Genomic DNA, 18,277 nt, shown 5'->3' on the forward strand with positions numbered 1-18,277 from the left:
GACGAGCATGAGAGTCATGCATGCCACACGCCTGGGCGGACCGGAAGTGCTGACCGCGGCGGAAGTGCCCGATCCCGTGCCGGGTCCCGGCGAGATCCTCGTGAACGTCGAGGCCGCCGGGATCAACTTCGCCGACATCAAGCGCCTCGAGGGCGCCTACCTCCCGCCGGACCTGCCGTTCGTGCCCGGCTCCGAAGTGGTCGGCCGCACCGCGGACGGCAAGCGCGTGATGGCGTTCGCCTCGGCCGCCTACGCCTCGAAGGCCGTGGTGAAGAACCCGGTGGAGATCCCCGAGGAGCTGGGCGCGGGCCAGGCGCTGGCGCTGCTGGTGCAGGGCCTGACGGCCTGGCATCTGCTGCGCACGGCGGCGCGGATGGCGCCGGGCGAGAGCGTCGTGGTGAACTCGGCGGCGGGCGGCGTGGGCACGCTGGCGGTGCAGCTGGCCAAGGAGTTCGGCGCCGGCAGGGTGATCGGCACGGCGTCGAGCGACGACAAGCGCGCCCTCGTGCTGGAGCTGGGCGCCGACGCGGCGATCGACGGCGAGGCCGCGGGCTACGCCGAGCGGGTGACCGAGGCCAACGGCGGGCGCAAGGCCGACATCGTGCTCGACGCGGTGGGCGGTCCGGTGTTCGACGCGGCGCTGGGCGCGCTGGCTCCGTTCGGGCGCCTGATCACGTACGGCACGTCGGGCAGCGTCGCGCCGTCGGCGATCGACCCTGGCTCGCTCAGCGCGGGCAACATCGCGGTCATGGGCTACTGGCTCGGCGGCTCGATCGGGCTGCCGGGCATGCTCGACCCGCTCGGGCCGCTGATGGAGATGACGCTGGCGGGCACGCTGCGGCCGATCGTGGGCGGGGAGTACAAGCTGGAGGATGCCCGCCAGGCCCTGGAGGACCTGGCGGGCCGCCGTACGACGGGAAAGCTGGTCCTGAAGCCCTAGGGAAGGGTCGTCGCCAGCTTCTGGTAGGCCTGCCGGATATTGCGGTTCAAATCGTCGTATTTCACTTTTGAGCCCACCATGAGAATGCTCATGATGACATTCCCGTGACGCACCACTCCGGACCCGATCTGCACGCTCGGCCCGTTGCCGGACGCGGTCGTCAGGAACGCCCGCGTCCCGTCCCCCACCTTCGGCACGCGCAACTCCTGCGTGGCATAGGTGACGGCCTGCCCCCCGACGTCCGCCCGGTAGCGGCGGCACTGCTTGGCCAGCGGCCCCGGCAGGACCGCCTTGTTCGCGGGCAGTTCCACCAGCGACTGGGTGAGCGAGCTGGTCTGCGAGGCGAACGCGATGACCGCCGCCTGCGAGCCCTTCACCGCGGGGGCGTTGGCGTCGAGCTGCCCGGTGGAGGCGCACTCGGGCCGGTCGAGCTTGGCCTGGCGCACGGCCTCCTGGCCGAGCCTGGTGGCCTTGAGGCTGCCGTACGGGCCGATCTCGGGCCCGTAGGACACCTGCATCCCGGCGGGGGCGGTGAGCAGGGCGGCGCCGAGCCTGCCCGTGCCCTTCGACGAGGGGGCCGCGGTGGCCGCTCGCGCGTCGGCGGCCGGAACGGGCGATTCACTGCCACAACCGGCAAGAAGCGCGCCACCCAGAAATAGCGCGGCAAATGACTTTCTCATGCTTCCCCCTGTCGACCGACGAGTCCGACAAGAAGTTAGACGATTAGCCGATTAGCCGAGCCCCTTTCCCGCAACCGGTAAATGTTTATCGAAACGCAGCGTGCCGTACTGAGACATTTGCCAGCCATCCGCATGATCGCGCCATGGAGATCAATCCCCACCGGGCGCGCGAACTCGGCATGGACCGCCGCATCTCGCGTCGCGACTTCTTCGACGGCGTGGCGATGGCCGCAGGCGCGGCCATGCTCGCCGGATGCGCGGGCCCTGGCTCGGGCGAACCCGGCATCATCGGCACCGAGAGCCTGGAAGTGCCGGCGGACGTGAAGTTCCCGCCCGGTCTGCACGGTCTCCAGGGCAACACCCCGCAGGCCCTCAGCGTGCCTCACGCGCTGCGCGACGACCGTTTCTGGGAGTACGCGGGCAGCCCCGACTTCACCGGCGAGAACTACGACCTGGTGGTGGTCGGCGGCGGCATCAGCGGCGTGAGCGCCGCCTTCGAGTGGCTGCGGCGCGACCCCAGCGCCCGGATCCTGATCATCGACAACCACGACGAGATCGGCGGCCACGCCAGGCGCAACGAGTTCACCCCCGCGAGCCGCCCAGGAGGGCTCATCGGCTACGGCGGCTCGCAGTCGATGGAGGCGCCGAGCGTGTGGACGGCCGAGGGCAAGCGCCTGCTCCAGCAGCTCGACGTCGATGTGAAGAAATTCGACAAGTACTACGACCAGAAGCTCTACGGCGACCTCAAGATGCACGACGGCGTGATGTGCGACAGGGAGACCTTCGCCACCGAGAAGCTGGTGCGCATCACCCCCGGTCTCACCCAGGAGCGGCTGGTCGCCCAGCTGCCGATCGCCGAGCAGGCCAAGAAGGACCTGCTCATGCTCTACAAGAACCCCCGCGACTGGTTCCCGGGGCTGTCGCCGGCGCAGAAGCAGGAGCGCCTGGCCTCCCTCACCTACTCCCAGTTCCTGCTGGACGTCTGCAAGGTCCACCCCGACGTGGAGCTGTACTGCAGGACCATGTCGAGCGACGAGTGGGCCTACGACACCAGGGCCTTCGGCGCGATCGACGCCTGGGGCAGCGTGGACGACTGGAACTATCCCGGCTTCCAGAAGCTCGGCCTCGACGACAGCAAGCCGTCGAAGTACAACTCGCCCTCCATGATCAAGGAGTGGACGGCGGAGGACCCGTACATCTACCACTTCCCCGAGGGCAACCAGGCCCTGGTGCGCATGATGGTGGGCCGGATGATCCCCGGCTTCTCCACCGACACCACGATGGACGGCATCACCACCGCCTCCTTCGACTACTCCCGCCTCGACCTGCCCAGCAACCGGGTGCGGTTCCGGCTGTCGAGCCCGGTGGTCTCGGTGTCCAACGACGGCTCGCCGTCGAGCGCCAGGACCGCGACGGTCGGCTACTACGACGGCCACCAGATCAGGACCGTCCGCGCGGGCGCGGTCGTCATGGCCTGCTGGAACATGGTCATCCCCTACCTGGTCCCCTCGCTGCCGCCCGAGCAGGCGGCGGCGATGAAGCAGGCGGTCAAGATGCCGCTGCTCTACGCCATGGTGCAGCTGCGCAACTGGGAGGCCTGGCGCAAGGCGGGGATCAACCACGTCAGGTGGACCGGCGCCTACTGGTGCGTCTCCGAGCTCGACTACCCGGTCAGCATGCCCGGCTACGAGTTCCCGAAGGATCCCAGCGAGCCGACCAACGTCCACATGATCGCCACCCCGTGCGTGTCGGAGTCGGGCCCGAGCGCGGGCGCGATCGCCGGGCGGCACGAGCTGATCAAGACCGACTACTCCTTCATGGAGTACACGATCCGCGACCAGCTCACCCGCCTCCTGGGCGGCCAGGGCTTCGATCCCGCGCGGGACATCGAGGCGATCACCGTCAACCGCTGGGGACACGGCTACGCGCCCGAATACTGCCGCCCGTGGAACAGCTTCTACCCCGACGGGCCCACCCCGGCGGAGAAGGCGCGCCGGCGCTTCGGCCGCATCGCGATCGCCAACTCCGACTCCGTCCCCGCGGCGTACGCCGACGCCGCGATCACCGCCGCCTACCGAGCCGTCGGGGAGCTGCAAGCATGAGATCCTGGCTGAAGGTCTTCCTCATCGGGCTGGCCCTGTGGGTGGCGACGATCGTCGTCACGATGTCGACTCTCAACTCCAACCTCATCCCGACCCTGGTGCTCCTGGGCAGCTTCCTGGTGCCGGTCACCTTCGTCGTGTGGGCCTACGATCGGGGCCGCTCCGAGCACGTCACGGTCGAGCTGCTCTTCCGCGCCTTCGTCGTGGGCGGCGTGCTCGGCGTGCTGGGCGCCTCCCTGCTGGAGACCTGGCTGCTGAAGCCGTCGATCTGGATGTATCTGGGCGTCGGCTTCATCGAGGAGGGCGTCAAGCTGCTGGCGCTGCTGTTCGTGGCGCGTCACCTGCACCGCCGCACCCTGCGCGACGGCCTGGTGCTCGGCGCCACGGTCGGCTTCGGCTTCGCGGCCTTCGAGAGCGCGGGCTACGCCTTCAACGCGATGTTCACCGAGGAGGGCCACCTGTCGCTGCAGCAGCTGGTGGAGACCGAGGTGCTGCGCGGCCTGCTGGCGCCGCTGGGACACGGCCTGTGGACCGCGATCGTGGGCGGGGTGCTGTTCTCGGGGGCGGGGCTGCTCCCGATCCTGCTGGCCTATCTGGGCGTCTCGGTGCTGCACGCCCTGTGGGACTCGATGCGCGGCATCGCGATCGCCCTCACCATGGTCCTCACCGGCCAGCAGTGGCAGTTCGACATGCTCCGCATCGGCCAGGTGCCGTCCGTCACGGACGGCCAGGTGCACATGTACACATTCCTGGACTGGCTGGGGCTGGCAATCATCTCGGTGATCGCTTTGCTGTGGCTGCGCGGGCTCAGTAAACGACCGCAGTCACAGTAAGTATCACGTTCCTCCCAATGCGCTGGAACCGTCATCGGTGCTAGTCTCACGTGCGATCTTCCTGAGGTTGGGACATGGGCTCAAAAAACCGATCGATCCGGCGAAAGATCTTCTTATTGCTGCTTTTGCCGCTCGTGTCGCTCAGCGCGCTGTGGGGTTTCGTCCTCAATCTCACAGTGGCCGACGGTCAGGCCCTGCGCCGGGCCGAGATCCTGTACGACACGATCGGCGTGGCCTCGACCGAGCTCGGCGTGCAGTTGCAGGCCGAGCGCAGCCGCTCGGGCCTGGCTCTGACCACCCGCAGGCTCACCGAGGAGCTCGGCGCCCAGCGCATGCGCACGGACGGCGCGATCAGCGACCTGCGCGCCTCGGTGACCCAGGCGGGCGAGACCGTCCACGTCGAGCTGAAGACCGCGCTCGACGTGCTGACCGGAGCTCTGGGCAGGCTGCCCACGATCCGCGACCAGATCGACAACGGGTACGGCACGCGCCTGACCGGGCTGACCGACTACAACCGCGTGATCGACACCCTCTTCCCCGTCTACGACCAGCTCATCACGCTGCCCGACCTGGAGCTGTTCCAGCAGGCCTCCGGCCTGCAGACGATGGCCAAGGCCCGCGAGATGATCGCCCGCGAGCAGGCGCTCATCGGCGCCGCCCACCTCGACGGCACGCTCAACGCCCCCGAGCTGGCCACGCTGTCCGACTACATCGCCACCCGCAAGTTCCTGCAGTCCAGGGGACTGGCCGCGCTCGACAACGAGCTGCGGCAGCCGTACGAGCTCACCTTCGGCAGCAGGACCTTCCTCGACTTCACCAAGCTCGAGGCGACCGTGCGCGAGACCGGCAAGCCCGTGCCCGAGTGGAGCGGCTCCGCCGACCAGGCCATCGGCCAGCTCGACCAGCTCGGCATCAGCTCCTCCCGGATCCTCGCCCAGCGCACCTCCGACATGGCCACCGCCATCGCCACCCGCATCGCCGTCGCCGGCGGCGCGGGCCTGCTGGCCGTCCTCGTCTCGATCGTCATCTCGGTCCGCTTCGGCCGGCGCCTGTCGGGCGAGCTGGCCGACCTGCGCGCCGCCGCCCTCGACCTGGCCGAGGTACGGCTGCCGCAGGTGGTGGCCAGGCTCAGGCGCGGCGAGGACGTCGACGTCAGGTCCGAGGCGCCGTCGTTCAAGGTCAGCGGCTCCCAGGAGATCATCGACGTGGCCAAGGCCTTCGCCTCGGTGCAGCGCACCGCTGTCGAGGCGGCCGTCGGCCAGGCCAGGGTGCGCCAGGGCGTCAGCCAGGTCTTCCTCAACCTGGCCAGGCGCAAGCAAGGACTGCTCCACCGCCAGCTGGGCATGCTCGACGCCATGCAGCGGCGCACCCACGACCCCGACAGGCTCGAGGAGCTCTTCCGCCTCGACCACCTGACCACCCGTATGCGGCGTCACGCCGAGGGCCTGATCACGCTGTCGGGCGCCGCGCCCGGCCGCATCTGGCGCCGCCCCGTCCCCGTCCTCGACATCGTGCGCGCCTCGATCGCCGAGGTGGAGGACTACACCCGCGTCGAGGTCGACGCCCTGCCCGTCGCCGCCGTCGACGGCACCGCGGCGGCCGACCTCACCCACCTGCTGGCCGAGCTGGTCGAGAACGCCACCATCTACTCCCCTCCCACCACCGTCGTGCAGGTGCGCGGCGACTCGGTGGCCAACGGCTACGTCCTGGAGGTCGAGGACCGGGGGCTGGGCCTGCTCCCCGAGCGCTACGCCGCGATCAACCTCATGCTCGCCGAGCCGCCCGCCTTCGACGTCGCGCAGTCGGGCGACGACGACTGGGACCAGCTGGGGCTGTTCGTGGTCGCCACGCTGGCCGTACGGCACGGCGTCCAGGTCGTGCTGCGGGCCTCGCCGTACGGCGGCACGACGGCGATCGTGCTGATCCCCGGCAAGCTGATGGCCGAGCCGCCGGCGATCGAGCCCGACCCCGAGCCGGTCATCGCGCTGCCGGAGGCGCCGCGCAAGCCGATCGCCCTGGTGTCGGCCGACACGCACGCGGGCCTGCCCAGGCGGCAGCGCCAGAGGAGCCTGGCGCCACAGCTGCGCGTCGCCCCGGACGAACCGGAAGCGGAGGAGCCAGAGCGCTCGCCCGAGGAAGTACGTGATCTTTTCTCCGCGTTCCAGCGCGGAACCCAACGCGGCAGGGAGGACTCATGAACTCGACCAACGTGGGCGAGCTGAACTGGTTGCTGGACGATCTGACCAACCGGGTCGGATCGGTCCGGCAGGCGGTGATCCTCTCCACCGACGGCCTGGCCGTGGGCTACTCCAAGGGCTTGATCCGTGAGGACGCCGAGCACCTGTCGGCTCTGGCGGCGGGCTTCCAGAGCCTGGCCAGGGGCGCGGGGCGGCATTTCGGCGGCGGCGACGTGCGCCAGACCATCGTGGAGCTGGAGTCGGCCTTCCTGTTCGTGACCGCGGCCGGCCAGGGCACCTGCCTGGCGGTGCTGGCCAGCGGCGACGCCGACGTCGGCCACGTGGCGTACGAGATGGCGATGCTGGTCAAGCGGGTGGGGCAGCACATCTCCACGAATCCGCGCTCGGCGGTGAACCGATGAACGTGTGGATGGACGACGAGGCAGGTCCCGTCGTCCGTCCCTACGCGCTGACCAGGGGGCGCACCCGGCCCTCCGGTGAGACGTTCGACCTGATCGCCCTGGTGAGCGCCGTGGGCGAGGGTGGTTCCGGTCCCGAGCAGGAGGCCATCCTGCGCGCCGCCCAGTCCCCCATCTCGGTGGCAGACCTGGCCGTCGAGCTCGATCTGCCGGTAGGCGTCGTCCAGGTGATCCTGGGCGACATGCGTGACCACGGTCTCATCTCGGTGACGTCCCAGGCGGGATCGCGCCCGAGCGAGCGCATTCTCAAGGAAGTGATCAATGGACTCCGGGCTCTCTGAAGACCCCGTCGCGCTCAAGATCCTCATCGCCGGCGGCTTCGGGGTGGGCAAGACCACCCTCGTCGGCTCGATCAGTGAGATCAAACCGCTGAAGACCGAAGAGGTGCTCTCCGATCGCGGCATCGGCGTCGACGACCTCGACGGCGTCGAAGGCAAGACGACCACGACGGTCGCCATGGACTTCGGACGCATCACGATCCGCGACGGCCTGGTGGTCTACCTGTTCGGCACGCCCGGCCAGGAACGGTTTTGGTTCATGTGGGACGAGCTGTCGTACGGCGCGCTGGGCGCGGTCGTGATCGCCGACACCCGGCGGCTGACCGACTGCTTCCCCTCCATCGACTACTTCGAGCAGCGTGGCACGCCCTTCGTGGTGGCGGTCAACTGCTTCGACGGCGTGCCCTCCCACAGCATCGAGGACGTGAAGATCGCGCTGGACCTGGAGGACCACGTCCCCGTGCTGATGTGCGACGTACGGCGTCGCGCCTCGGCCAAGGAAGTGATGATCACCCTGGTCGAGCACTCCCTGCGAACGCTGACTACAGCGCTCTGAGGCCGTCGATCACCTCGCGCAGCAGGCTCTCCATCGACGACGACTGTGCCGCCGGCGCCTGCCGTACCTCGGCCAGTCCCATGTCCAGCAGGTCGCCGAGCAGCACCCGGGCCACGCCGACCGGCAGGCCCAGCTCCGAGGCGACCTCGGCGACCCGCTTGGCGCCGGCCAGCTGCGCGAGCATGCGCCGGTGGTGCACGCTCAGGTCGGCCCGCTCGGGCACCGGCTTGCCGGAGGCCGCGACGCTCGCCAGCAGGTCGAGCTCGCTGCCCGACGAGCGGGTGCGACCGCGGGTGAGCGCGTAGGGGCGCACCACTGCCTCGTCGACCCACTCGTCGTCACTCATCCGTCTCCTCCTGACGGCCGCGCTCCCAGCCCGACTGCAGGGCGGAGAAGGTCGCCCTGGCCTGCTCAGGGCTGCGCTCGCCCTGCCGCAGCCTGCGGGGCAGTTCGACGGGTGGCGGCTCGGGTGTGGGCGCCGCGAGCGGCATGGCGGTCTTGCGTGTACGGCGCGGCAGGCCGGCGGCGACGGCCACCGGTTCCGTCAGCGGCGCGGGGTCCTGCTGCGCGGACTCCATGAGCTCGGAGGGCAGCAGCACGATGGCGGTGGTGCCGCCGTAGGGCGAGGGCTTGAGCGTCACCTGGATGCCGTGACGGGCGGCGAGCATGCCCACCACGGCGAAGCCGAGCCGCTCGGTGCTGGCCGGGTCGAAGACGGGCTGGGCGGCCAGCCTGCGGTTGACGGCGTCGCGGTCCTCGGCCGTCATCCCGAAGCCCCGGTCCTCGATCTCGACGGCGAAGCCCTTGCCGACCACCTCGCCGCGCACCGACACCTCGTTGGTGGGGGCGGAGAAGGAGGTGGCGTTCTCGACGAGCTCGGCGAACAGGTGCATGAGGTCGGCGACCGCGGTGCCGACGACGCCCGCCTCGGGCATCGGGTAGACGCGGACCCTGGTGTAGTCCTCGACCTGGGCCGCCGCGCCGGCCAGGACCTCCTCCACGGCGACGCCGCGCCGCCACCGGCGTCCGGTGCTGCCGCCCGCCAGCAGCACCAGGCCCTCGGCGTGGCGGCGCATGCGGGTGGTGAGGTGGTCGAGCTTGAACAGCCTCGACAGGGAGTCGGGGTCGTCGGTCTGGCCCTGCATCTCCTCCAGCAGCTTGAGCTGGCGCTGCACGAGCGACTGGGTGCGCCTGGCCAGGTTGCGCAGCGCGTCGGCGACGCCCTCGCGCAGCTTGGCCTGGCCGACGGCGGCGTCGACGGCGGTGTGCTGCACGGTGTCGAAGGCCGCGGCCACGTCGATGATCTCGGTGGTGGTGCCCGAGGGGATGGGCGGCGGCAGCTCGACCTGCTCGCCGTTCTTCAGGCGCTGGACGACGTGCGGGAGCCGTACCTCGGCCACTTCCTGGGCGGCGCCGCGCAGGCCCGCCAGCTCGCGGGTCAGGCCGCGGCCCATCCGGATCGCCAGGACGATCGACACGAGGACCGCGATCAGTCCGAGGATGCCGGTCAGGGCCGCGCGGACGAGGATGGTCATGCCCGCGGGCTCGATCCGGGCCGAGAGCAGGCCTCCGGCGGTCTCGATGGCCTTGGAGTACTCCGTCATCGCCGGGTCGACCGAGGCGCGCCAGATCACGGGGGTCAGCTCGCCGCGCATCTCCAGCAGGATCGTTACCGCGCGGTCCGCGGGGCCGAAGGGCACCTTCTCGAAGGGCTTGCGCAGCTCCGCGTCCATGTCGCCCATGGCGCGCTGGTAGAGCCAGGTCCTGGTGCCGTGGATCTTGGCGAGCTGGTGGAGGACGAAGTGGCTGGGCTTGGCGTCGGCGGCCACCACCATGGCCTGCTCCCGGCTGAGCAGCTCGCGCACCTGGTCGGCGGCGATCAGTCCCTTGGCGCGGCGGTTCAACTCCATGTCGACGCCGATCGCGAAGCTGTCGTAGAGCCGGTGGACGGCGTCGGAGACCGCCGCGTACTCCAGGACCAGCTTGGCCGGGTCCAGCTTCTCGTCGTCGACCTGGAGGCGCACAGAGGGCAGCCGGTCGATCGCGGCGAGCACCGCGTCGAGCTGCCGCCGCATCTCGGGTGTCAGGGCCGACTGGACGGAGTCGGACTTGACGCTGCCGAGCAGGGCCTGGCGGGCCTGGTCGGTGGCCAGGCGGCTCTTGGACAGCTGCGTGGCGTCGCTCTGGCCGTCCGACAGTTGCACGGCGGAGGCCAGGCGCTCGTTCTGGAGGCTGTAGACGAGCGGGTTGGTGTAGCTGACGACCCCGCCCCACAGGGAGTCGATCTTGAGCAGCTGGAGGGCGTCGCCGCTGGTGGCACTGGCCGCGAAGCCCCAGAGCGCGACCAGCGAGACCAGCGGGATGACGAGCAGAAGCGTGATCTTGGATCTGATGGATCTGCCCGATGCCATACTCTGCTCCCGGTTAGAAGATCGCGGGAGAGAATAGCACCGGAAATGGGGGCAAATACCGTCTGGACGGGATATGTCAAGAAACGGTCAACACTCTCGTGAGGCCACTCCTGGCCCACGCGACCATCGCGGCCCGCCCGGCGAGAACTCCCAGCAGCGCCAGCTCGGCTCCCAGCAGCCCCCGCTCGACCAGACCGATCATCACCTGCTCGCCGGGGAAGACCACATAGGTCAGGGCCAGCACCCCGAAACCGGTCACGAGAGTCAGCCACTCGACCGTCCTGGCCACCGGCCGCCAGCCCCCGTCGGCCGCCAGCTTCGGCACCATCAGCACCGCCGCCACCGGCAGCACGTACAGGGCCGCCATCGGGCTCACCGGCAGCAGCAGGCTCCAGCCCAGCAGGATGCGCTCCGGCAGGCCGCGCAGCGGCGCACCAGCGGCACGCAGCCCGGCCAGCAGCGCCAGGGCGCCCAGCGACATCGACACCAGCGCCCAGCTCGGGCCCAGCGCCGGAGCGTCGGGCACCGTCTCGCCCAGGATCGCGATCGCACCGGTGGCGATCAGCACTAGGGCGATCAGCGGGAGCATCCTCTTGGCGGCCATGCTTCCAAGATTGGCTTTCCGCGGCCTTCCAAACATCCGGTGCCACCCCTGAGCCGACCCCTAGGCATCCCTGAGTGCGTACGCATTACGCTGCCTCCTATGCAGGTGGGTATGGTCGTCCGCTACCGCAGGGCCGTGACGTACGGCGTGCACGCGCTGCTGGCCGCCCTGGAGGCCGCCGGCGACGAAAGCCAGGTGCTGCTGGGCCGCACCCCCGAGGAGACGGCCGAGCTGGTCGAGGGCTGCGGCGCGGACCGGGTGCTGGTGCTCTGGTCGTTCTACTCCCCCGACGCCGAGGCCATGGCGCAGGAGCTCGCGACCGTCAGATCCCTGACCACGCGCCCCGGCGTCCTCCACATCGCGGGCGGCGTGCACGCCACCGCCGAGCCCCAGCACGTCATCGACTCCGGATGGGACCTGGCCGGCATCGGCGAGGGCGAGTCGACGATCGTCTCCCTGGTCGCCGCCCTGCGCTCGGAAGGCGACCTGGCAGCCGTGCCGGGCCTGGCCCTGCGCGACGCCGACGGGACCGCGGTGCGCACACCCGCCGCACCGCAGCTTCCCCTCGACGCCTTCCCGTCCTTCCCCGACGTGCGGCGCAACTACGGGCCGATCGAGATCACCCGCGGCTGCCGCTACACCTGCCGCTTCTGCCAGACGCCCTTCATGTTCGGCGGGCAGTTCCGCCACCGCTCCGTCGCCTCGGTCGTCTCCCACGTCGAGAAGATGACCGCCCACGGGCTGCGCGACGTGCGCTTCATCACGCCGACCTCGCTGTCGTACGGCTCGCCCGGGCCCGACGCCGACCTCGGCAAGGTCGAGGAGCTGCTGTCGGCCGTCAAGGACGCGCTGCCCGCCGACGGGCGCGTCTTCTTCGGCAGCTTCCCCTCCGAGGTGCGGCCCGAGCACGTCAGCCCGGACGCGATGCGGATGCTGAAGCGCTACGTGGCCAACGACAACATCATCATCGGCGCCCAGTCGGGCTCCGACCGCATCCTGAAGGCCTCAGGACGCGGCCACGCCGCCGAACCCGTCCGCGACGCCGTACGCATCGCCCTCGAACACGGCTTCCGCCCCAACGTCGACTTCATCTTCGGCATGCCGGGCGAGAACTCCGAGGACCAGGAGGCCTCACTCCGGCTCGCCGCCGACCTGGCCGAGCTGGGCGCGCGCATCCACACGCACACGTTCATGCCGCTGCCGGGCACGCCGTGGCGCGACGCGGAGCCGGCGTTCATCCCGCTGGAGACGATGCGGGAGCTCGACAGGCTCGCGCAGCGCGGCGACGCCTACGGGCACTGGCGCAAACAGGCCGAGCACGCCGTACGGCTCGCCGAGACCGCCAAGGCCTACCCGCGCCGAACCCGCCGCCGCCGCACCGGCCTCTAACGTGCCGCCGCCTCCATGCAGGAGGCGCACATCTCCACCCCGGCCGCCTGACCGGCGACCTCCCCCGTGCAGATGCCGGGACGGGCGGCGTGGCGGAAGCACAGGCAGCGGCAGCTCGGCGCCTCCTCCTCGACCTCCATCGCCGGCTCGGGAGGCAGCGGGACGTCCTCGACGAGCTCGAAGAAGCGGCGCACCGGCGGAGCCTCCAGGACCGCCTCGCCCAGCGAGCGGAAGGCCGCCGTCAGGGGGGCGAAGATCTCGCCGATGTCCTTGAGGATGTCGGCCGGCTCGGGCTCCTTGCGCTCGGGAGGCGCCCACCGCATCGCGTCGGAACTGGTCGCCTCCCAGTTCTCGACAGCGCCGTCGATGACGTCGAGAAGGTGTTCGGGGTCGCGTGGCATCGCCGTCTCCAGAAAAGAGTCGTCCCTCCCACGGTAACCCCGAAGTCAGGCCAGGGGCAGCCCGCTAGACGGACACCCCTACGCCGCCCTTGGTCCGGCCGCCGTAGGTCTCGATCTCCTTGGCCAGGTCGAGCGGCTGGATGCTGCTGCGCCCCGCGAGCACCTCGTCGGTGATGAGCGCAGCCGGGACCAGCCACGACACCTCGAACTCCAGCCCGTCGGGGTCCTTGGCGTACAGGGCCTTGGTCGTCGAGTGGTCGGAGGCGCCCACCAGCGCCCCCATCTCCTGCAGCCTGAGCGCGATCCGCTCCAGCTCCTGGAGGGTGTCGACCTCCCAGGCCAGGTGGTAGAGGCCGACGGTGGCGCGTCCCGCTTCCGAGGCGGCGGCCTGGGGGCCGACCTGGAACAGGCCGAGGTCGTGGTCGTTGCTGGAGCCGTCGGCCTGCAGGAAGGCGGCGCCCGGCATGGACATGACGACCTGGAAGCCCAGCGCGTCGCGGTAGAAGGTCACGCTGCGCTCGACGTCGCGGACGTAGAGGACCGCGTGGTTGAGTCGTTGAACCGGCATCCTTCGATGGTAGGCCGAGGGTCGCAGCGGGAAATTGTCGGTCCCACGCCGTACCGTAACCGCGGGAAGCTACATCCGACCAACCCGGGGTGAACGATGCACGACACCGACCAGGCGCTCTTCTTGGCAGTCCACGGAATCGCGGCGCGCTATGCGGGCCAGCCCGTGCCCGTGGTGATGCGCGCCCTGGCCGACCATCTCCCCGCCGCTCCGGGCATGGCGTTCGACGAGATCCGCCGCATCGCCGAGGAGATCAGCGTCGGGCGCGACCCTTCCGGCCTCTGAGTCCTGTCCGTCACCGGGGCTGCGCCGATCACGCAGCCCCGGTGACGGGGTTCAGGCGTCGCCGCCGTGGCCCGCCGCGTGGCGGGCGGCGCGATAGCCGAACACCACGGCCGGGCCGATGGTCGAGCCCGGTCCCGGGTAGGTGCGGCCCATGACCGAGGCGCTGGTGTTGCCCGCGGCGTAGAGGCCGGCGATCACCGTGCCGTCCTCGCGCAGCACCCTGGCGTCGGCGTCGGTGAGCAGGCCGCCCTTGGTGCCGAGGTCGCCGGGCACCAGGCGCAGCGCGCGGAACGGCCCGCGCTCCACCGGCCCCAGGTTGGGGTTGGGCTTGACCCTGGGGTCGCCGTAGTAGTTGTCGTAGACCGTGCGGCCCCGGCCGAAGTCCTGGTCGACGCCGGCGCGGGCGAAGCCGTTGAACCGTTCGACCGTGGCGGCCAGCGCCGCCGGGTCGATGCCGATCTTCTTGGCCAGCTCGTCGAGCGTGGGCGCCTCGACCAGCTGGCCCGCGGCGACGAACTCCTTCTTCTTGCCCAGGTAGGCAGTCGACAGGTAGCGGCGCGCCTGCCGCACGTCGGTGATGAGCCAGGCCGGGGCGGGGTTGCTCAGCAGGTCGTGGCCGAAGTCGATGTAGGAGGCCGACTCGTTGGTGAAGCGCTTGCCCGTGGCGTCGACCACGATCGAGAAGGGCATGCTGCGCTCGGAGAGCACGAATCCGTTGTGCCCGTCGGGTCCCTGGGTTCCGGCGCCCCACCAGGCGTCGTCCATCAGTTCCAGGGCCGCGCCCACCTTGGCGCCCGCCTCGATGGCGGTGCCGAGGTCGCCTTCAGGCGCGGCCGAGTAGCCGGGGATGCCGTGGTGCTTCTGGCGCCACTCGCTGTTGTGCGCGAAGCCGCCCGCGGCGAGCACGACTCCCTTGCGTGCGCGGATCGGGGCGCCGTCGACGATCGCGCCGACAACGGCGCCGTCCTCGACGATCAGCTCGGTAAGCGGGGAGTTCAGCCTGACCTGGGTCTTCTGCGTGAGCACGATGTGCATGAGCGCGCACGACAGGGCGCCGCCGAGGCCGACCAGGCGCTTGCCTGACACCAGGCCGCCGAGCGTGCGGAAGACGAACTGGGCGCCGCGCAGGAATCCGGCGGGCGTGGACCAGGCGCGGGCCAGCAGCCAGACGTCGTTGGTCATGACGGGCGCGGGCAGGCCGTCGGCGGCGCGGGCGGTGGTGTACCAGGGGCCGAGCTTCTTGGCGTCGAAGGGCGCGGCCTCGATGCCCCGGCCGACCTTGCCGCCCGGGCGGTCCGGGTAGTAGTCGGGGTAGTGCGTGGCTCGGCGCCAGCGCACGCCCAGGCGGCCGAGCAGGCGCACGACCTCGGGCCCGCTGTCGAGGAAGGCGCGGCGGCGCTCGGGCGAGGAGGCGGGTCCCGCCTCGCCGATGGCCTGCTCCATGTACTCCAGTGCCTCGGCGACCGAGTCCTTGACTCCGGCGCGGAGCATCAGCGGGTTGACCGGCATCCACAGGCCGCCGCCGGAGACGGCGGTGGTGCCGCCCCACTTGTCGGTGCTCTCCACGACCAGCACCTGGAGTCCGGCGTCGGCCGCGGCGATGGCGGCGGTCAGCCCGGCCGCGCCTGTGCCGACGACGAGGAGGTCCACTTCGTTCGTGCTCATGCCGCGGACCACCCTCCGTCTGCGGGCACCAGGGCGCCGTTGACGAACGAGGCGGCGTCCGAGGCCAGGAAGACGGCGACGGCGGCCATCTGTTCCGGCTGGGCCATGCGCTCGCCCAGGGCGAGGACCGGGGCCAGGCGGGTGATGCCGGCGGTGTCGAACTCGGCGGCCGATCCGGCGATGTTGGTCTCGGTGGGCCCCGGAAGCAGGGCGTTGCAGCGGATGCCGTCCTTGGCGTAGGCCCAGGCGACGCTGCGGGTCAGGCCGATGACGCCGTGCTTGGAGGCGGTGTAGGCCGCCCCGGCCGCGCCGCCGCGGATGCCGGCCTCGGAGGCGGTGTTGACGATCGCGCCGCGGCCCTGGGCCAGCATGTGCGGCAGCACGGCGTGGGTGACGAGGAAGGTGCCGGTCAGGTTGATGTCGAGCACGCGGCGCCACTGGGCGGGCGAGATGTCGTGGGGCAGTGCCATCGTGTCGATGATCCCGGCGTTGTTGCACAGCACGTCGATCGTGCCGCTGACGCCCAGGGCCGCCTCGACCAGCGCGGCCACCGACTCCTCCGAGGCGATGTCGGCGGCCACGGGCAGGCCGTCGATGCCCTCGGCGGTCGCCTTGGCGCGGTCGCCGTCGATGTCGGCCACCACCACCCGGGCTCCGGCGGCGGCGAAGGCCACGGCCATCGCCCGTCCGATGCCGGATCCGGCCCCGGTGACGAGGACGGTTCGGCCGTCGAAAGTGTTGCTCATGGTGCCTCCATAACCGGACACTTGCGTCCGGTTCACAGGATAGGCGAGAACCGGACAAATATGTCCGGTTGCTACCGTAGTTGTTATGCGACATAGCAATCGCGGGCCCAGCGCGGCCGCCGAGAACCGTGCCGCGCTCATCAAGGCCGCCCGCCAGGTCTTCGCCAGCGACGGCTACAACGCGCCGCTCTCGGCCATCACCCGCGCCGCCCGCGTCGGCCAGGGCAGCCTCTACCGCCACTTCCCCGACCGGATCAGCCTGGTCCTGGCCGCCTTCGAGGACGGCGTCGCCGAGCTCGAAGCGCTCGCCGCCCGCCCCGGCACGACGCTCGAAGAGGTCCTCGACCTCGTCACGCGTCAGACCATCGACTCCACCGCGTTCATCGACATGGTCCGCGCCGAGACCCACGACACGCGCATCGCAGACATCCGCGACCGCGTGGAGGCGCTGCTGACCGCGCCGCTCGCCCAGGCCCAGGAGTCCGGACGGATGCGCGCCGACCTCACCCCCGGCGATCTCATGCTGGCCATCGGCATGCTCGCGGGCATTTTGGCCAAGCTGCCCGCCCCCGACCGTCGCCGCAGCGCGGAGCAGGCCTGGCACCTGCTCCGCGTGGGACTCAACGGGGAACGACCGGCAGGGTGATGAAGGAGTCCGGGTAGACCTGCTGCACGGCGGGGCGGTCGACGGCCGGGTTGACGTCGAAACGCGGATGGTTGGAGCTGGAGATCTCCACCCGGATGCGGTGACCCGCCTTGAACACCTGGCTGGTGGCCACCAGATCGATGACGGAGGTCGAGCGCGTGGTGCGCACGATGCCGTCGACGACGCTCAGCGCCCGGCCGTCGGGATGGACGTTCACCAGCTTGGCGGTCCAGTCGGTGCTCGGCGCGGACGACTGGGCGTGCAGCGTCACCGACACGGGCCCCGTCACCTCGAGATCGGCTTCGAGCGGCGCCGTGGTGAAGCAGAGCACATCGGGCCGCTTCTCCACCTCCCGCTGGTCCTGGGGCCCGACGTTGACCGGGTCGGGCAGCAGCGTCGCGCCGCCGGTCGTCGGGACGGGGTCGCCCGGGTCGAAGGTGAAGGTCACCGGCTCACCCGCCTTCTGCTCGGGCGAGAGCACGCCGTCGGAGTGCAGGTGGTAGCGGGTCTCCACGGCCCGCGCCAGCGGCCAGGCCTCCTCGTCGCGCCACACGTCGTCGCCCATGACGAAGATCTTCACGGCGGGCCCCGTGTCCTGGCCGCGCAGGAAGGCCAGCTGCCGCTGCTCCAGCTGGATGGCCTGGCCGGAGGCGAAGAAGCCGAAGTTCACCGCGCCCGTGCCGCTGCCGCCCGGCGTCAGGTGCGACCACGGGCCGACGACCAGGGGGCCGCCCAGCCTGCGATGGTTCTCCAGCGTCCCGGCCAGGAACAGGTCGAACCAGCCCGCCACGTGCATGACCGGCACCTCGATGCGGTCGTGCTCCAGGGTCTCGGCGAGCTCCTGCCAGTAGGCGTCGCGTTCGCGGTGCGACACCCAGTCGTGCCACCAGGGGATCACGTCCGGCGGCACCTGCGCCGATGGGTCGGCGAGCAGGGGCAGCAGGGCGCCGAAGCCGGCGCCGACGTCCTGCCCCGCCTCGGCCGCGTGCATCAGCCCGAGCATCGTCTGCATCACGCCCCAGTTCCGCGCCGAGCCGTACGCGAACGCGCCGCCGTGGTACTTCAGCCCGTCGTAGAAGTCGTGCGGGGTCATCGACGCGACCACGGCCTTGAGCCCCGGCGGCCTGGTCGCCGCCGCCTGCAGGGCGCATCCGGCCAGGTAGGAGCCTCCCTGCATCACCACCTCGCCGTTCGACCACGGCTGGGCGGTGATCCACTCGATCGTGTCGTGACCGTCGTCGCCCTCGTCGAGCCAGGGACGGAACTCCCCGTCGCTGCCGCCCCTGCCCCGGCAGTGCTGCAGCACCACGGCGAAGCCGGCCTCCAGCGCGGGAGTCACCGGCATCATGCGGAAGGTGCCCTCGCCGTACGGCGTGCGCGCCAGCAGGGTGGGGAACGGACCGCCCTCGGCCCGCCGGTGCACCGACCCGCGCAGGATCGTGCCGTCACGCATCGCCACCGGGGTGTCGTGCTCGACGATCACGCGGTACGGCGCGCGGTTGAGTTTGGGCATGCCG

At 70.8% G+C, this 18,277-nt stretch carries 19 protein-coding genes; 10 read left to right on the forward strand and 9 right to left on the reverse strand.

The genetic code is table 11. The features are described from left to right. Positions 1-7: 7 nt before the first annotated feature. The gene (locus tag ACIBH1_RS43575; protein WP_397319979.1) at positions 8-940 is read left to right on the forward strand and encodes a zinc-binding alcohol dehydrogenase family protein; all 933 of its coding nucleotides are present in this window, start codon (positions 8-10) and stop codon (positions 938-940) included. Here ACIBH1_RS43575 and ACIBH1_RS43580 read toward each other — a convergent pair. Then, positions 937-1,620, reverse strand: a complete 684-nt coding sequence (locus ACIBH1_RS43580) for a hypothetical protein (RefSeq protein WP_397319980.1) — start codon at positions 1,618-1,620, stop codon at positions 937-939. The genes ACIBH1_RS43575 and ACIBH1_RS43580 overlap by 4 nt on opposite strands. A 143-nt stretch (positions 1,621-1,763) precedes the next feature. On the opposite strand from ACIBH1_RS43580, the gene ACIBH1_RS43585 reads away from it, so the two are divergent. From ACIBH1_RS43585 to ACIBH1_RS43610, 6 genes are all read left to right on the forward strand, one after another. Further along, complete coding sequence (locus tag ACIBH1_RS43585) at positions 1,764-3,722, forward strand: NAD(P)-binding protein (RefSeq protein WP_397319981.1); 1,959 nt, start codon at positions 1,764-1,766, stop codon at positions 3,720-3,722. Beyond that, positions 3,719-4,555 (forward strand): PrsW family intramembrane metalloprotease, encoded by an 837-nt coding sequence (locus tag ACIBH1_RS43590; protein ID WP_397319982.1) that lies wholly within the window; start codon positions 3,719-3,721, stop codon positions 4,553-4,555. The genes ACIBH1_RS43585 and ACIBH1_RS43590 overlap by 4 nt, the downstream gene beginning before the upstream one ends. Positions 4,556-4,671: 116 nt before the next feature. Further along, positions 4,672-6,753 carry a nitrate- and nitrite sensing domain-containing protein gene (locus ACIBH1_RS43595; protein WP_397319983.1) on the forward strand — a complete coding sequence of 694 codons (2,082 nt, stop codon included), beginning with the start codon at positions 4,672-4,674 and terminating at the stop codon, positions 6,751-6,753. Then, positions 6,750-7,154: a roadblock/LC7 domain-containing protein gene (locus tag ACIBH1_RS43600; protein WP_397319984.1), complete on the forward strand. Its 405-nt coding sequence runs from the start codon at positions 6,750-6,752 to the stop codon at positions 7,152-7,154. Before ACIBH1_RS43595 ends, ACIBH1_RS43600 begins: the two co-directional genes overlap by 4 nt. Beyond that, on the forward strand, positions 7,151-7,492 hold the full coding sequence (locus ACIBH1_RS43605; protein WP_397319985.1) for a DUF742 domain-containing protein: 342 nt from the start codon (positions 7,151-7,153) through the stop codon (positions 7,490-7,492). Before ACIBH1_RS43600 ends, ACIBH1_RS43605 begins: the two co-directional genes overlap by 4 nt. Next, positions 7,473-8,045, forward strand: coding sequence for an ATP/GTP-binding protein (locus ACIBH1_RS43610; protein ID WP_181610371.1), 573 nt, complete (start codon positions 7,473-7,475; stop codon positions 8,043-8,045). Before ACIBH1_RS43605 ends, ACIBH1_RS43610 begins: the two co-directional genes overlap by 20 nt. On the opposite strand, the gene ACIBH1_RS43615 is transcribed toward ACIBH1_RS43610, so the two are convergent. From ACIBH1_RS43615 to ACIBH1_RS43625, 3 genes are all read right to left on the reverse strand, one after another. Then, complete coding sequence (locus tag ACIBH1_RS43615; protein WP_397319986.1) at positions 8,032-8,391, reverse strand: DUF742 domain-containing protein; 360 nt, start codon at positions 8,389-8,391, stop codon at positions 8,032-8,034. The two genes, ACIBH1_RS43610 and ACIBH1_RS43615, sit on opposite strands and share 14 nt — an antisense overlap. Beyond that, the gene (locus ACIBH1_RS43620) at positions 8,384-10,456 is read right to left on the reverse strand and encodes a nitrate- and nitrite sensing domain-containing protein (RefSeq protein WP_397319987.1); all 2,073 of its coding nucleotides are present in this window, start codon (positions 10,454-10,456) and stop codon (positions 8,384-8,386) included. The genes ACIBH1_RS43615 and ACIBH1_RS43620 overlap by 8 nt, the downstream gene beginning before the upstream one ends. A 76-nt stretch (positions 10,457-10,532) precedes the next feature. After that, positions 10,533-11,060, reverse strand: a complete 528-nt coding sequence (locus ACIBH1_RS43625) for a DUF998 domain-containing protein (protein WP_397319988.1) — start codon at positions 11,058-11,060, stop codon at positions 10,533-10,535. A gap of 99 nt (positions 11,061-11,159) precedes the next feature. Here ACIBH1_RS43625 and ACIBH1_RS43630 point away from each other — a divergent pair, with 99 nt between their 5' ends. Beyond that, positions 11,160-12,449 (forward strand): TIGR04013 family B12-binding domain/radical SAM domain-containing protein, encoded by a 1,290-nt coding sequence (locus tag ACIBH1_RS43630; RefSeq protein WP_397319989.1) that lies wholly within the window; start codon positions 11,160-11,162, stop codon positions 12,447-12,449. Here ACIBH1_RS43630 and ACIBH1_RS43635 read toward each other — a convergent pair. Then, positions 12,446-12,850 carry a hypothetical protein gene (locus ACIBH1_RS43635; RefSeq protein ID WP_397319990.1) on the reverse strand — a complete coding sequence of 135 codons (405 nt, stop codon included), beginning with the start codon at positions 12,848-12,850 and terminating at the stop codon, positions 12,446-12,448. The two genes, ACIBH1_RS43630 and ACIBH1_RS43635, sit on opposite strands and share 4 nt — an antisense overlap. 64 nt (positions 12,851-12,914) lie before the next feature. Further along, positions 12,915-13,418 carry a VOC family protein gene (locus tag ACIBH1_RS43640; protein WP_397319991.1) on the reverse strand — a complete coding sequence of 168 codons (504 nt, stop codon included), beginning with the start codon at positions 13,416-13,418 and terminating at the stop codon, positions 12,915-12,917. Between the two features lie 96 nt (positions 13,419-13,514). On the opposite strand from ACIBH1_RS43640, the gene ACIBH1_RS43645 reads away from it, so the two are divergent. Beyond that, positions 13,515-13,703: a hypothetical protein gene (locus ACIBH1_RS43645; RefSeq protein WP_397319992.1), complete on the forward strand. Its 189-nt coding sequence runs from the start codon at positions 13,515-13,517 to the stop codon at positions 13,701-13,703. A 51-nt stretch (positions 13,704-13,754) separates the two neighbouring features. Here the strand turns inward: ACIBH1_RS43645 and ACIBH1_RS43650 are convergent, their stop codons facing one another. Together ACIBH1_RS43650 and ACIBH1_RS43655 are read right to left on the reverse strand one after the other, a co-directional pair. Continuing rightward, positions 13,755-15,368: an FAD-dependent oxidoreductase gene (locus tag ACIBH1_RS43650; RefSeq protein WP_397319993.1), complete on the reverse strand. Its 1,614-nt coding sequence runs from the start codon at positions 15,366-15,368 to the stop codon at positions 13,755-13,757. Continuing rightward, positions 15,365-16,114 carry an SDR family NAD(P)-dependent oxidoreductase gene (locus ACIBH1_RS43655; protein ID WP_397319994.1) on the reverse strand — a complete coding sequence of 250 codons (750 nt, stop codon included), beginning with the start codon at positions 16,112-16,114 and terminating at the stop codon, positions 15,365-15,367. Before ACIBH1_RS43655 ends, ACIBH1_RS43650 begins: the two co-directional genes overlap by 4 nt. A gap of 85 nt (positions 16,115-16,199) precedes the next feature. Here ACIBH1_RS43655 and ACIBH1_RS43660 point away from each other — a divergent pair, with 85 nt between their 5' ends. Then, the gene (locus ACIBH1_RS43660; RefSeq protein WP_397319995.1) at positions 16,200-16,760 is read left to right on the forward strand and encodes a TetR/AcrR family transcriptional regulator; all 561 of its coding nucleotides are present in this window, start codon (positions 16,200-16,202) and stop codon (positions 16,758-16,760) included. Here ACIBH1_RS43660 and ACIBH1_RS43665 read toward each other — a convergent pair. Continuing rightward, positions 16,735-18,273, reverse strand: a complete 1,539-nt coding sequence (locus tag ACIBH1_RS43665) for a CocE/NonD family hydrolase (RefSeq protein ID WP_397319996.1) — start codon at positions 18,271-18,273, stop codon at positions 16,735-16,737. The two genes, ACIBH1_RS43660 and ACIBH1_RS43665, sit on opposite strands and share 26 nt — an antisense overlap. Between the last annotated feature and the right edge of the window lie 4 nt (positions 18,274-18,277).

This window comes from Nonomuraea sp. NPDC050663 (assembly GCF_044456985.1).
Taxonomy (GTDB): domain Bacteria; phylum Actinomycetota; class Actinomycetes; order Streptosporangiales; family Streptosporangiaceae; genus Nonomuraea.